At 73.3% G+C, this 13199-nt stretch carries 16 protein-coding genes; 4 read left to right on the top strand and 12 right to left on the bottom strand.

The genetic code is table 11. The annotated features are described in order from the left end of the window. Positions 1-31 precede the first annotated feature (31 nt). Positions 32-637, top strand: a complete 606-nt coding sequence (locus ACTEI_RS13025) for a GNAT family N-acetyltransferase (RefSeq protein ID WP_187645984.1) — start codon at positions 32-34, stop codon at positions 635-637. Here ACTEI_RS13025 and ACTEI_RS13020 read toward each other — a convergent pair. Together ACTEI_RS13020 and ACTEI_RS13015 are read right to left on the bottom strand one after the other, a co-directional pair. Beyond that, positions 617-1000 (bottom strand): HPF/RaiA family ribosome-associated protein, encoded by a 384-nt coding sequence (locus ACTEI_RS13020; RefSeq protein WP_122977899.1) that lies wholly within the window; start codon positions 998-1000, stop codon positions 617-619. The genes ACTEI_RS13025 and ACTEI_RS13020 overlap by 21 nt on opposite strands. A 51-nt stretch (positions 1001-1051) precedes the next feature. Then, positions 1052-2149 carry a threonine aldolase family protein gene (locus ACTEI_RS13015; RefSeq protein ID WP_122977898.1) on the bottom strand — a complete coding sequence of 366 codons (1098 nt, stop codon included), beginning with the start codon at positions 2147-2149 and terminating at the stop codon, positions 1052-1054. An 83-nt stretch (positions 2150-2232) separates the two neighbouring features. On the opposite strand from ACTEI_RS13015, the gene ACTEI_RS13010 reads away from it, so the two are divergent. Continuing rightward, entirely contained in the window at positions 2233-2562 is a 330-nt protein-coding gene (locus ACTEI_RS13010) for a DMT family transporter (protein ID WP_122977897.1), read from the top strand. 7 nt (positions 2563-2569) lie between these two features. Here the strand turns inward: ACTEI_RS13010 and cysK are convergent, their stop codons facing one another. The 4 genes from cysK to ACTEI_RS12990 form a co-directional block, all read right to left on the bottom strand. Then, positions 2570-3487: a cysteine synthase A gene (gene cysK / locus ACTEI_RS13005; protein WP_122977896.1), complete on the bottom strand. Its 918-nt coding sequence runs from the start codon at positions 3485-3487 to the stop codon at positions 2570-2572. After that, a complete protein-coding gene (gene epsC, locus ACTEI_RS13000; protein ID WP_122977895.1) occupies positions 3484-4197 on the bottom strand; it encodes a serine O-acetyltransferase EpsC in 714 nt (237 codons plus the stop codon). Before epsC ends, cysK begins: the two co-directional genes overlap by 4 nt. 39 nt (positions 4198-4236) lie before the next feature. Continuing rightward, entirely contained in the window at positions 4237-4371 is a 135-nt protein-coding gene (locus ACTEI_RS38935; RefSeq protein WP_262384825.1) for a hypothetical protein, read from the bottom strand. 305 nt (positions 4372-4676) lie between these two features. After that, positions 4677-5270 carry a TetR/AcrR family transcriptional regulator gene (locus tag ACTEI_RS12990; RefSeq protein WP_122977894.1) on the bottom strand — a complete coding sequence of 198 codons (594 nt, stop codon included), beginning with the start codon at positions 5268-5270 and terminating at the stop codon, positions 4677-4679. 62 nt (positions 5271-5332) lie between these two features. On the opposite strand from ACTEI_RS12990, the gene ACTEI_RS12985 reads away from it, so the two are divergent. Further along, on the top strand, positions 5333-5764 hold the full coding sequence (locus tag ACTEI_RS12985; protein ID WP_122977893.1) for a cupin domain-containing protein: 432 nt from the start codon (positions 5333-5335) through the stop codon (positions 5762-5764). A 36-nt stretch (positions 5765-5800) separates the two neighbouring features. Here the strand turns inward: ACTEI_RS12985 and ACTEI_RS12980 are convergent, their stop codons facing one another. The 4 genes from ACTEI_RS12980 to ACTEI_RS12965 all read right to left on the bottom strand — a co-directional run bounded on the left by ACTEI_RS12980 (position 5801) and on the right by ACTEI_RS12965 (position 9268). Beyond that, positions 5801-6430: a putative glycolipid-binding domain-containing protein gene (locus ACTEI_RS12980; protein ID WP_164465931.1), complete on the bottom strand. Its 630-nt coding sequence runs from the start codon at positions 6428-6430 to the stop codon at positions 5801-5803. A 324-nt stretch (positions 6431-6754) separates the two neighbouring features. Further along, on the bottom strand, positions 6755-7420 hold the full coding sequence (locus tag ACTEI_RS38930) for a MarR family winged helix-turn-helix transcriptional regulator (RefSeq protein WP_275412286.1): 666 nt from the start codon (positions 7418-7420) through the stop codon (positions 6755-6757). 118 nt (positions 7421-7538) lie between these two features. Continuing rightward, the gene (locus ACTEI_RS12970; RefSeq protein ID WP_122977891.1) at positions 7539-8153 is read right to left on the bottom strand and encodes an FMN reductase; all 615 of its coding nucleotides are present in this window, start codon (positions 8151-8153) and stop codon (positions 7539-7541) included. Next, positions 8150-9268 carry an LLM class flavin-dependent oxidoreductase gene (locus tag ACTEI_RS12965; protein WP_122977890.1) on the bottom strand — a complete coding sequence of 373 codons (1119 nt, stop codon included), beginning with the start codon at positions 9266-9268 and terminating at the stop codon, positions 8150-8152. The genes ACTEI_RS12970 and ACTEI_RS12965 overlap by 4 nt, the downstream gene beginning before the upstream one ends. Before the next feature lie 504 nt (positions 9269-9772). On the opposite strand from ACTEI_RS12965, the gene ACTEI_RS12960 reads away from it, so the two are divergent. Continuing rightward, the gene (locus tag ACTEI_RS12960) at positions 9773-10522 is read left to right on the top strand and encodes a class I SAM-dependent methyltransferase (protein ID WP_122977889.1); all 750 of its coding nucleotides are present in this window, start codon (positions 9773-9775) and stop codon (positions 10520-10522) included. A 189-nt stretch (positions 10523-10711) separates the two neighbouring features. Here the strand turns inward: ACTEI_RS12960 and ACTEI_RS12955 are convergent, their stop codons facing one another. Together ACTEI_RS12955 and ACTEI_RS12950 are read right to left on the bottom strand one after the other, a co-directional pair. After that, on the bottom strand, positions 10712-12019 hold the full coding sequence (locus tag ACTEI_RS12955) for a carbohydrate-binding protein (RefSeq protein WP_164465930.1): 1308 nt from the start codon (positions 12017-12019) through the stop codon (positions 10712-10714). Positions 12020-12103: 84 nt separating this feature from the next. Further along, positions 12104-13159 carry a winged helix DNA-binding domain-containing protein gene (locus ACTEI_RS12950; protein WP_122977888.1) on the bottom strand — a complete coding sequence of 352 codons (1056 nt, stop codon included), beginning with the start codon at positions 13157-13159 and terminating at the stop codon, positions 12104-12106. Positions 13160-13199: the final 40 nt, after the last annotated feature.

The following is a 13199-nucleotide window of genomic DNA, read 5'->3' as shown; positions in this document are numbered from 1 at the left end:
CCGGGCCGCCCCAGGGCCTAGCCTGCGGGACGTGCCTGAGATCCGTTCCTACCGCCCGGCCGACCTCGCGGCCGTCTACGACATCTGCGTGCGCACCGCCGACGCCGGCGGCGACGCCCGCGGCCGGTACTCCACCGACGATCTGATGGGCGATCTGTTCGCCGGCCCGTACGTGCACCTCGAACCGCGGTTCGCGTTCGTGCTCGACGACGGTGGCGACGCGGTCGGCTACGTGGTCGGGACCCCGGACACCGCCACGTTCGTGCGGCGCTACCGCGACGAGTGGATCCCCCTGGTCGGCGACCGGTACCCGGTGCCGCCGCCCCCGCCGCGCACGCCCGAGCAGGACATGGTCGCCCTGCACTTCCACCCGGAACGCATGATCGTCCCGGAGCTGGCCGGTCATCCGGCCCACCTGCACATCGACCTGCTCCCGGCCTACCAGGGCCGAGGTCACGGCCGCCGGCTGATCGAGCGCTTCGAACAGGCGGTGGCCCGGGCCGGGGCCCCCGGCGTGCACCTCGGCATGGTCACCGCCAACGTGCGCGCCCGCGGTTTCTACGACCGGCTCGGCTACACCGAGCTGCCGGTCCCCGACCCGGGTCCGCTCACCTACCTAGGCAAGCTCCTCCACTGACTCGGGCTGCGGAACCTCGCGCAGGTGGCGGTTGTGGCGCGGCTCGTGCTTGGTCCGCGAGTCGTTGAGCCGGCGGCGCAGGTCGTCGCGCACATCCATGATCGCCGCGTGCAGGTCGTCCTCCGACGAGGTCGTGACGATCTTCTCCCGGCCTCCGATCGTGGACTCCAGGGTCACCTTCTGCCCGGCGGCCTCCCGGTTCTTCACCGAGATGTACAGCGCGGTGGTGTCGGCGTGGAAGCCGGAGAGCCGGGCGTCGAGCGGGCTGAACAGCTCGGCGATCCAGTTAAGGTCGCCCTGCGAGAAGCCGGCGCCCACCCGCAGGCACTCCTGGACGGTGGCCGGGTTGGCGACTGCGCTCATCTGAACCTCCTGCAACCGGTGGAACGGGACCCTCTCCTGGTACCCCGTTGATCAATGTTGAATCCGATCCAGCAGACGGGTACCCGTTTCGACGACGTCACGCGCGGACCACTCCAGGGCCGGTTCGAGCACGGTGATCTCGGTCATCGCGTGGCCCGGCACCCCGGTGTCACGCCAGCCGCCGGCGAACCAGACCTTCTCCTCCTCGGCCAGGGCCAGGGCGGCCCGGTCCAGCAGACCGGCCGGGTGCGGCAGCCAGAGCCGGAACTGGTGGGTGTGCGGCGGCCGCGGGAACACCACGGCGCCGGGCAGTTCCGCCAGCGCGGCCGCGACCGTGCCGGCGTGCCGCACGTAGTCCGGGATCCGAGGCAGCTCCCGCTCCAGCCCGATCAGCGCGGTCAGCGCTGCGGGCCACTGCTGGAACAGCTGCCCGCCGTAACGGTGGCGCCAGGCGCGGGCGTACCGGGCGAGGGCGGTGGTCCCGGCCAGCGCCGCGCCGCCCAGACCGCCCAGGGTCTTGTAGAAGGAGACGTACGTGCTGTCCGCCCGGCCGGCGATCGCCGCCAGGCCGTGTCCCAGGTACGGCGTGGACTCCCAGATCCGCGCCCCGTCGAAGTGCACGCGGGCGCCGGCCGCCCGGGCCGCGTCACACGCCTCGGTCAGCTCGGACCAGGTGGGCAGCACGAAACCGGCGTCCCGCACGGGCAGCTCGAACACCACCGTCGAAACCGGCTCGGCCAGCGCGGCGATCTCCGCGGCGGTCGGGTTGCGCGGCGCGGCGGTGGGGTGCACGGCGCGCAGGCCGGTCAGGTCGGCGTAGGCGCGGCGCTCGTACACCTCCTGGTGCCCGAGCGGGTGCAGGGCGACCGCCCGGCGGCCGGTGAGCTCGGCGCCGTAGCGGAGCGCCACCTGCTGCGCCATGGTGCCGGTCGGGAAGAACACCGCGGCCTCGGTCCCGAGCAGGGCGGCCACCCGGTCCTCCAGCTCGGCGACGAGGCCGTCGCCGTAGAAGTCCGGCATCAGCTCACCGCCGGCGGCCGCGCTCAGCTCGGCCAGCCGGTCCCGCACGGTGGCCGGCCGCGCCCCGGAGAGCAGCCGGTCACACCCGCGCATCGCGGCGATCCGCCGCGCCCGTACATCATCTGCCACCGCCGGATGATGGCAGATTTTCCGGCGCCCGGCTCTCTCGTACGATCACGGTTGTACGACGTACAAGAAAGGGTGTTGCCCCGGTGCCCTACCTCCTCCTCGCGCTCGCCATCGGCGCCGAGCTCTTGGCGACCAGCATGATGAAGGCCACCGACGGGTTCACCCGGCTCTGGCCCACCGTCGCCTGCCTCGCCGGCTACGCCGTCTCGTTCACCGCGCTGTCGCACGCGATCAAGGGCGGCATCCAGGTCGGCGTGGCCTACGCCATCTGGTCCGCGGTCGGCACCGCGGCGATCGTGGTGATCGGCGCGATCTTCCTCGACGAGCCGCTCACCCTGGTCAAGCTGGGCGCGATCGTGCTGATCATCGCCGGTGTCGTGATCCTCAACCTGACCGGCGCGCAGGCACATTGACCCGCGGTCAGCCGGTGAACAGCGGGGTGCTCAGATAGCGTTCGCCGGTGTCCGGCAGGACCACGACGACGGTCCGGCCGGCCAGCTCCGGCTGCCGGGCCAGCCCGGCGGCGGCGAACAGCGCCGCGCCGCTGGAGACCCCGGCCAGGATCCCCTCCGTACGGGCCAGCTGCCGCGCCGTCGCCCGGGCCTGTTCCACGTCGACCCGCAGCACCTCGTCGTAGACGGTCGGATCGAGCACCTCCGGCACGAAACCGGCCCCGATGCCCTGGATGCCGTGCGGGCCGGCAGAGCCGCCGGAGAGCACCGGGGACTCGGCGGGCTCCACGGCGTACACCCGCAGGCATGGGTTGCGCGAGCGCAGCACCTGGCCCACGCCGGTGATCGTGCCGCCGGTGCCGACGCCGCCGACCAGCACGTCCACCTCACCGCCGGTGTCCGCCCAGATCTCGTGGGCGGTGGTGCGCCGGTGCGCCTCCGGGTTCGCCGGATTGTCGAACTGCCGGGGCAGGAACGCCTTCCGCTCGTCCGCCAGCTCCAGCGCCCGACGCACCGCGCCGCCCATCCCCTCCGCGGCCGGGGTCAGCACCAGCTCCGCCCCGTACGCCGCGAGCAGCGCCCGCCGCTCCGCGGTCATGCTCTCCGGCATGGCCAGGGTCAGCCGGTATCCGCGGGCCGCCGCCACCAGGGCCAGGCCGATGCCGGTGTTCCCGCTGGTCGCCTCGACGATCTCGACACCGGGGCGCAGCTCGCCGGACTCCTCGGCGGCGTCCAGGATGGCCAGGGCGATACGGTCCTTGACGCTGCCGCCGGGGTTGAACGACTCCAGCTTGGCGAGCAGGCGGGCCGGCAGCCCGGGCTCGAAGCGGGACAGCCGCACCAGCGGGGTCCGACCGATCAGCTCGGTCACGTCCTCATAGATCATCGCCGGCTCCTCTGTTCTTCTCTGGTCCGCGGCGCGGCAGCCGCTCGCTGCTGGTTGCCTGCGCACAGGCCGGGATCGGGGGTTTCCTGCATCGGCAGGCCACGCCGGGCCGGGACGTCCGTCGCCGGGCCCTGCGGTGGCCACGAGTGGACCGGACCGTCGCGCGCCGGGCCTTCCAGGGGCCCGAGGTCGCTGCGGTCCGGCGTCTCCCGGGCCTGCCCGGCGCGCAGCCGGGCGCCGGCCGGCACGTCGGCGGTCACCAGGCAGTGCGCGCCGATCTCCGCGTCGTCGCCGACCCGGACCGGGCCCAGGACGGTGGCGCCCACGCCGAGCACCACCCGGTCGCCGACGGTGGGGTGCCGGCGGCTGCCCTTCGGGTCCCGGCGCCAGCCACGGCCGCCCAGGGTGACCCGGTGGTACACGGTCACGTCGTCGCCGATCCGGGCGGTCTCGCCGATCACCACGCCGGCGCCGTGGTCGATGAACAGCCGCCGCCCGATCACCGCGCCCGGGTGGATCTCGATGCCGGTGAGCAGCCGGGTCACCTGGGACAGCAGCCGGGGCAGCAGCGGCAGCCCGGCGCGGTGCAGCGGGTGCGCGAGGCGGTGCGACCAGACGGCCCAGAGTCCGGGATAGAGCAGCACCTCGGCGCTGCGGATGCCGTACAGGGCGGGATCGCGCCGGCAGGCGGCGCGGATGTCCTCGAACACGAGACGTCCTCGAAACGGTGCGGACGGGGGGCGGCGTGCTCAGCGGCCCCGACAGCGCTCGTCGAAGACCCGCCGGACGTGCGCCCCGGCCATCGGCACGGCGAACCGGCGGCCCGCCATCGGCGCCACGATGAGGCGCCGTGCCGGCCGCTGCCGCGTGCCCGATCCCGTCATGGCGCCGACGCTATTTCCAATGATCATCAGCGGACAGGGCCGCATGGCCCGGCCCGGCGGGCCATGCGGGCCCGGCGGGCCATGCGGGCCCGGCGGGCCATGCGGGCCCGGCGACGGCAGGGGCGGCCGGCGACGGGCCACGGGCACGGCCGGGTGCGTGACCGGCGCCAGACCGGGATCTCGCCCGATGGGGCCCGGCGGCGGCCGCGGGCGGGCCACGGGCACGGCCGGGTCCGTGACCGGCGCCAGGCCCGGCTGTCGCCCGGCGGCGCGTCGCGGCGGCCGGCGGCGGGATCGCGTCCCGGTCAGCCCGTGCCGAGGAGGGCGCGCACGCCGTCCACGTACGTCTTGCGGTCGATCGTGCCCACCAGGACACGCTGCAGGATGTAGCCCTGCAGCAGCCCGAAGAGGGCGGCTCCGACGCCGACCGCGTCGGCGTCGGCCGGGAGTTGACCGGCGTCCTTCGCCCGCTCCGCGGTACGCACCACCCGCTCGCGGATCCGCCCGTAGAGGTCCCGGACCAGCGCGGCCACCTCCTCGTCGTGGGTGGCCTCGCCCCATACCTGCACCGCGATCAGCACGGTCTGGTCCCCGCTGATGGTCGCCTCCACCTGCGCGATCACCTCGTCCAGGAAGGCCGGCAGCGGCGGCATCGGCTGCACGGCGAGGAGCCGGTCGATGATGCCGGTGATGTCCCCGATCTTGCCGCCGGCGATCGCCATGATCAGCTCGTTCTTGCTCTTGAAGTAGCGGTAGAACGCGCCGACCGAGAGCCCGGCCTCCCGGATCACGTCCTGCATCGAGGTCTGGTGGAAGCCGTTGCGGACGAAGCAGCGCGTCGCGGCGTCGAGGATCTGCTGGCGGCGGGCGGCGAGGTGGGCTTCCGAGACGCGGGGCACCGGGTCAGCGTACCGGGTAAAACGAACGGTCGTTCGGCCCCGTGCCGGTCTAGGATCCGGTCATGAGCGACCGACCGCCGCTGGCCGAGCGGCTCGACATGGCGCCCCACCCGGAGGGCGGCTGGTTCCGGGAGACCTGGCGGTCCCCGCACAGTTTCCACCCTCCGGGGTACCCGGGAGCCCGCGCCGCCGCGACCGCGATCTACTTCCTGCTGCACCCCGGGGAGCGCTCGGCGTGGCACGTGGTGCGCTCGGACGAGTTGTGGTTCTGGCACTCCGGCGGGCCGCTGACGCTGACCCTGGGTGGGAGCGGTGACCGGCCGGGCGCCGAGGAGCCGCTGCTGCTCGGGCCGGACCTCGCCGCCGGGCAGCAGCCGCAGCTGGTGGTGCCGGCCGGCTGCTGGCAGAGCGCCGCCCCGGCCGGCGACGAGCCGGTCGTGGTCAGTTGCGTGGTCGCCCCCGGCTTCGACTACGCCGACTGGCGCCTGCTCTGACCCCTTCGCGCCGGGTGCGCGCGCCCGCGCCCCGGGTCAGCGTGCCAGGCGCAGGTGACCGGGCTGGTAGGCGACCGTGCCGGTGTCGTCGAGCTCGAGCGTGACCGCCGGCCGGTCCCCGGTGATGCGCAGCCGCTGCGGGCTGACCAGGTGGAACGTCATGGTCCCGGGCACCACGGCCAGCGACGGCGCCTGCACCCGGACGACCGGCACGGTGACCGGGCCGGACGTCACGGTCAGGCCGAGACGGCGGATCGCCCAAGAGACGAAGATCGGCGAATCGGCCAGCCGCAGCACCGCCGCCGGGTCCAGCAGGTCGAGCTGGTCGGTGCCCGCGAACGGCAGCTCACCGGGGTCACCGGCGTGCTCCACCCGGCACGACCACGCGCTGTCCGCGCGACCCAGCCGCAGCTCCCGGCTCCAGCCGTCGCCCCGGCAGGTCACGTGCAGCGCCGTGACCTCGGCGGCCGGCGTCAGCTCGGCCTGCCAGGTCATCGTGTAGGGGCGCGACCCCGCGACGATCGCCGATCCGGCCGGCCGCGACCCGCGCGGGAACACCAGCTCGGTGCCGACCACATCGGTCCGCTGCCAGGTCAGTGGGGTGGCGGGCAGGTCCGCGCGCGGCCGTTCCGCCAGGGCCGGCCCCCGAGCACCGGTCATCGTCATAGCGCCTCCTCTGCCGCTATCCCATGTTTGCACTGTGCAAGCGTCTGCGCCGGGGAAACGGCTCCACCGGCCGCCGCCGGCATCACCCACGGTTGACCGACGGTCCGGCCGGACTTCGTGAGCCCGGCGCCGTCCGACGCAGACACGTCGGCGGGCCCGGCCCGCCGACGTGTCGCACACCATACGGGCGTACCACGGCGGGCCGTTCGGCGGGCCACCCTCGGCCGGGCCGCCGGACCGGTCAGGCCGATCCGCAGGCAGGCTCGCCGGACCGGTCAGCCGCATCCACCGGCCGGGTCGCCGGACAACGGGTCGCCGGACCGATCAGACCCATCCACCGGCCGGGTCACCGGACACCGGGTCGCCGGACCGGTCAGGCGACCCGTCGGCCGGGTCGGCGGACCAGCCGAGCCACCAGTCCGGCTCGCCGCCCTCGCCGGTGGCCGCGGCGAAGGCGGTCAGCGCGTCGATCACCGCGGGCTGCCACACCCCGGCCGTCGCGGCGACGATCCGGACGAGCTCGGCGCGCCGGGCGGCGATCACCCGGCCGACGACGTCGCGCCCGGCGCTGGTCAGGCCCAGCCGGACCACCCGCCGGTCGCCCGGGTCGGGCATCCGGTCGATCAGGCCCTTGCGCACCAGGCGGTCGCACATCCGGGTCCCGGTGGACGGGTTGACGCCGAGTTCCTCGGCGATGTCGGTGCTGCGCAGCGGCCCGCGTACGGCCAGCACCACCAGCGTCCGGAACTGCGGCAGCGTCACGTCCGCCGCGGCCGCCCCCAGCGAGCGCAGGGTCAGCCCGACGAACGCCCGGCTGGCCAGCATCAACGCCCGTACCACGGTCTCGTCGGCCGCGGCGCCGTCCGGCGGCGCCGCGCAGCGCTGCCGGGGCTGCCGGGCGGCGGGCGGGCGCTCGTCGCCGGGCCCCGGCCGGTGGCCGGCGGCGGAACGGCGGACGTCGGCGCGCTGCGTGCCCGGGACCTGCACCACCTCAGCATGCCACCCGCACCGGGTGATCACGGCCCGCGGCGCGGCTGTCCCCCGCCGGCGGGCGCCGTCGGCGACCGGCTCGGCCGGCGCACGCGGCCCGGGGCTCACCCGACCGGGGTCAGAGGGACTTCATCATGTCCTCGAAACTGGCGGTGAGGGCGAACGGGTCCGCGACCGTGACCGGTTCGCGGCGCTCGACCTCGCGGGCCAGCTCGGTCGCAGCCCGTTCGATACGGCCGCGCAGCGGGCCCTCCACCGAGTTCGCGCCCCAGTCGTCGCTGGCCGCGAAGACCGCGGTCGGGACCGGGACCGCACGCAGGTACGCGAAGAGCGGCCGCAGCGCGTGCTCCAGCACCAGCGAGTGCCGGGCGGTGCCGGCCGTCGCCGCGAGCAGGACCGGCTTGTCGGTCAGCGTGTCGGGCTCCAGCACGTCGAAGAACGACTTGAACAGGCCGCTGTAGCTCGCGCTGAACACCGGCGTGACCACGATCAGCGCGTCGGCCGCCGCCACCGCCTCCTGGGCCTGCTTGAGCGCGGCCGGCGGGAAGCCGGTCAGCATGTGGTCGGTGATCTCGTGGGCCAGGTCGCGCAGCTCGACGACCTGGATGTCCAGGGTGACGCCGAGCCCGCTGGCGGCCCGCCCCGCCGCCGCGGACAGCTGGTCCGCGAGCAGGCGGGTGGACGACGGCTGACTCAGGCCCGCGCTGACCACGACGAGTGTGCGCTGTTTCATGCCTGGACCTCTTCCCTGGTTTCGGCGTTTTCCTTGGTCTCGGCCTGCTTCCTGGCGACGAGCGAGGCGTGGGTGGGCGCGTCCGGCACGTGCGCCGGCTTGAGCGCGGCGAACTCCTTGCGGAGCACCGGCACGACCTCCTCGCCGAGCAGGTCGAGCTGCTCCAGGACGGTCTTGAGCGGCAGGCCGGCGTGGTCGATCAGGAACAGCTGACGCTGGTAGTCCCCCACGTAGTCGCGGAATCCGAGGGTACGGTCGATCACCTGCTGCGGACTGCCGACGGTCAGCGGCGTCTCGCGGCTGAAGTCCTCCAGGGACGGCCCGTGGCCGTAGACCGGTGCGTTGTCGAAGTACGGCCGGAACTCGTTGACCGCGTCCTGGCTGTTGCGGCGCATGAACACCTGGCCGCCGAGGCCGACGATGGCCTGGTCCGGGTCACCGTGGCCGTAGTGCGCGAACCGCTCCCGGTAGAGCCCGACCATCCGCTGGGTGTGCGACGCCGGCCAGAAGATGTGGTTGGCGAAGAAGCCGTCACCGTAGTAAGCGGCCTGCTCGGCGATCTGCGGGCTGCGGATCGAGCCGTGCCAGACGAACGGCGGGACGTCGTCGAGCGGGCGCGGCGTCGAGGTGAACGACTGCAGCGGGGTACGGAACTTGCCCTCCCAGTCCACCACGTGCTCGCGCCACAGCTGGTGCAGCAGCGCGTAGTTCTCGATGGCCAGCGGGATGCCGGCGCGGATGTCCTTGCCGAACCACGGGTAGACCGGGCCGGTGTTGCCCCGGCCGAGCATCAGGTCGACGCGGCCGTCCGCGAGGTGCTGCAGCATCGCGAAGTCCTCGGCGATCTTCACCGGGTCGTTCGTGGTGATCAGCGTGGTGGCCGTGCTCAGCTGCAGCGTCGTGGTCTGCGCGGCGATGTAGGCGAGCGTCGTGGTCGGCGACGAGGAGAAGAACGGCTCGTTGTGGTGCTCGCCGAGCGCGAAGACGTCGAGGCCGGCCTGTTCCGCGTGCTTCGCGATGGTGACGATGTCCTTGATGCGCTGCGCCTCGGTCGGGGTCTTCCCGGTGGTGGGGTCGGTGGTGATGTCGCTGACGCTGAAGATGCCGAATTGCATGACCCGCTCCTGAAACCTCCGGCCGGGGCTCTGACGTCCCGGACTGCCCCGCACAACGTTGTTGACGGAGAAACTATTTCAGATTCAAAGAACTTGGGCAGCGGCGGGGGTCACACCCCGCCCGGGCGCTCCGGTGCCGGGCGGCCGCGGCGCCGACGGCCCGGGACGGCCGGGGTGGCGTGGTGCACCGGCCGGTCGCCACCACTGCCCGGGCTTCGCGGTGACCGATCGGGGAACAGTCGGCCCGGCCCGGCGCCCGACACCGGACCGGGCTGACCGACACCGGACCGGGCAGACCAGCGCCGGCCCGGGCAGACCAGCGCCAGCCCGGGCAGACCAGCGCCAGCCCGGGCAGGCCGACACTGAGCCGGCGGGCCGACACCGGGCCGGCGGGCCGGAAGCGGCGGATTTGCGCCGGCCCGCGATCATGGACCGGTTGGTGATCCTGCGGCAGCGCGGCGCGAAGCGGTTGCCGGGCCGATCCGCGACGGATAGACCTGTGGCATGGCCAAACTCGACGATCCAGGACTGTTCGGCCGCCAGTGGGCGGCGCACTACGACGGCCCGGGCCTGCCCGACCCGGGTCCCGCGGTGGAGTTCCTGGCCGGGCTGGCCGGCGACGGCCCGGTGCTGGAGCTGGCCATCGGCACCGGCCGGGTGGCGCTGCCGCTCGCCGCGCGTGGCGTCCCGGTGGAGGGCATCGAGGCGTCCCCGGAGATGGTCGAGCTGTTGCGCCGCAAACCGGGCGGCGACGCCATCGCGGTGCTCGTCGACGACATGGCCGACGTCGCGGTCCGCGGCCCCTATCCGCTGGTCTACCTGGTCTTCAACACCCTGTTCAACCTGACCGTGCCGGGCCGGCAGGAGGAGTGTTTCCACAACGTGGCCCGGGTGCTGGCCCCGGGCGGCCGGTTCGTGGTTGAGGCGTTCGTGCCGGACCCGTCCGATTTCGATCGCGACGAGCAGCAGGTGCAGGTGCAGCAGGTGACCGAGGAGGCGGTGACCGTGCGTCTGCACCGGTACGACCGGGACGCCCAGACCTTCCTGCGGCAGACGGTCACCTTCACCGACGGCGGGGTCCGGCTGCAGCCGTTCGGCATGCGGTACCAGTGGCCGGAGCAGATCGACGCGATGGCGGCCGCCGCCGGGCTGGAACTCCAGGCACGCTACGCGACGTGGCGGCGCGACCCGTTCGGCCCGGACAGCGGCGACCACGTCAGCGTCTACCGCAGACCGCTGCCGGTCACCGGTTGAACCGCACGGACACGTCGGCCCTCGCCCACATCATCGGCGGCACGCCAGCCACCGCCCACATCGACGGCGGGACGTCGACCACCGCCCACATCGACGGCGGGACGTCGACCACCGTCCACATCGACGATGGCGGCGCGTCGCCGGGGTGGCGGATCACCGGCCCGGGCCGGGCCGGTGATCGCCGGGCGCTCAGCGACCCTGGAGGGCCTTCACGTTGTCGCCGAACGTCCAGCCCTTCGACCCGTCCCAGTTGATCGACCAGGTCATCAGGCCCTTGATGCCGGGGACGCTGCTGACGGCCTGGGCGACCAGCGCCGGCGTCATGTGACCGCCGCCGGCACCGGGCTGCGCGGGCAGTCCGGGGACCTGCTTGTCGTACGGAATCTTGATGGTCGTGCCCTGAATCGTCAGGCCGTCGGCCAGGCACCGGGTCTGCACGGTGAAACCCTGCACGGTGCCCGCGGCGTACGAGTCGCCGGAACAGCCGTACATGCTTCCGTTGTAGTACTGCATGTTGAGCCACCACAGCCGGCCGTTGTCCAGGTACTTCTTGATGATCGGCAGGTACGACCCCCAGATCGAGCCGTAGGTCACGCTGCCGCCGGTGACGTACGCCGTCTCCGGCGCCATGGTGAGCCCGAAGTTGGCCGGCATCGCCGCGAGCACCCCGTCGATGATCCGGATCAGGTTCGCCTGCGAGGTGGACAGCGTGTTGATGTCGCCGCTGCCGGAGAGCCCGGTCTCGATGTCGATGTCGATGCCGTCGAAGTGGTAGGCCTTGAGGATCGGCACGATGCTGGCCACGAAGCGGTCGGCGACCGTGCTGGAGCTCAGGTCGATCCCGGCCGCCGCTCCTCCGATCGACATCAGCACCGTGGCGCCCTGCGCCTTGGCCGCGCAGATCTCCGCGGCGGTGGGCACCTTGACGCCGGCGTCCATGCCGTTCTCCCACAGCACGGTGCCGTCCGAGCGAATCACCGGGAAGGCGGCCATCAGGACGTTGTAGCCGTGCTGGGCGATCCGGCCGTCGTTGATCGGGATCCAGCCGAGGCCGGGATGCACGCCGTTGGCCGCGCCGTCCCAGTTCTCCCAGTACCCCTGGAGCACCTTGCCGGCGGGACGGCCGCGGGTCGCACAGGCGCCGCCGGTCGCGGTCGGCGTGGGCGCCGGGGAGGTGGTGGACGACGCCGTCGGCGAGACCGAGGTGGCCGTCGGCGTCGGCGTGCCGCCGCCGCTGCACGCGCCCAGATCCCCCCACAGCGTCGGGGTCGCGGCCGGGTTCCAGCCGGCGCCCGCGTGCGCCGTGTGGGTGACCAGGGCCTGGTACAGCCTGGACCGGTAGGTCACCTGGGTGCCGGCGCGGTAGGTCACCCCCTCGGCCCAGGCCACGGACGAGCAGGTCACGGCGGCCTCACCGGCCGGCGAGAACGCCACGACCGAGCCGAGCGCCACCCCCGCCCCGGCGACCAGTGCCAGTACCTGGCGGCGAACTCCCATGGCGACTCCTCGACAGCGAAGGTGACCTGTGCCACCACATGGTGACTTTCACGTTCACAAATATCAAGGGTTCTTAACAGTCGATTATTCAAGTCTCTTAACAGTTAGCGGGAGGCCGACGAACGCCGCGAACGGCTCCAGCGCCCGCTCCGCGCTCACCCAGTCCGCGGCGGTGAACGGCTCCAGCGGTGACACGGTGACGGTGACCGCCCGTTTGCCCAGGGTCCGCTTCCACACCGCCATCACCCGGCCGTCACGCACCAGGGTCGCCTGGAACACCCCGTTGCCGCCCGGGATGATGCTCCTCAGGTGTTCCGGGGTGGCCATCATGGCGCGGTCCTTGTAACCCAGCAGGTACTCGTCGAAGCCGGGCAGAGCGTGCCAGCCACGCACCGGACCGGCGTCGAGGACCTCCGGATCGGCCCACATCGGGATCCCGTCGACGTCGACGGCGACCAGCCCCGCGGCGGCGATCCCGGCGCGGGCGTCGGTCACCGGCAGCATGGTCCAGCCCGCGAAGTCCTTGACCGTGGTCGGCCCGTGACTGCGGAAATACCGACGCGCCAGGATGGCCAGCGCCTCCTCCCGCGACGGTTTGTTACGCGTGGGCGCCCAGTCGTCGAGCAGCACGAAAGTCTGCTCCGTGCCCCGATTCGGGGCGATCGCCGTGACGCCGCGCTGACTCGCGTACCACAGCAGGTGGTAACCGAGCTGACCGGCGACCGCGACGCCGCCCTCGCCGATCGCGGCCATGCACTCCGATCGCGTCATCCGGCCGCCGCCGGCCAGCGTGGCGCCGAGAATCTCCGCGGCTCGGTCCGCGTCGGCCTCGGAGAGGCCGAGGAACTCGCGGCGGCGCGCCGCGCCGGCCAGCGCCCGCACCCCGGTCAGCTCCAGCATCCAGTGCGCGTCGGCGGACGGGACCAGGTGCACGGTGCCGCGCATCGGCCAGGTGCGCACCACGTCGCGCCGCTCGGTCTCGGCGACGATCTCCGGCTGGGTGCGCCCGGGCAGGCGCGCGCCCAGCGACCAGAGCACGCTGTTGAGATCCTGCGCCTGCATCGCGCCGAACCACTCGGTGACGCCGCGGACGTCACCGGGAGCGCTGCCCGGGTGCGGGCCGAGCAACAGGCTGGTCATGCGAAGGCTCAGTGCCGTGTTCACATCCACGGCACCGAGC

The organism is Actinoplanes teichomyceticus ATCC 31121 (assembly GCF_003711105.1).
In the GTDB taxonomy this organism is placed as follows: Bacteria; Actinomycetota; Actinomycetes; order Mycobacteriales; family Micromonosporaceae; genus Actinoplanes; species Actinoplanes teichomyceticus.
Note: the sequence above shows the minus strand (reverse complement) of the source record. Positions and strands in the feature narration are given on the sequence as shown.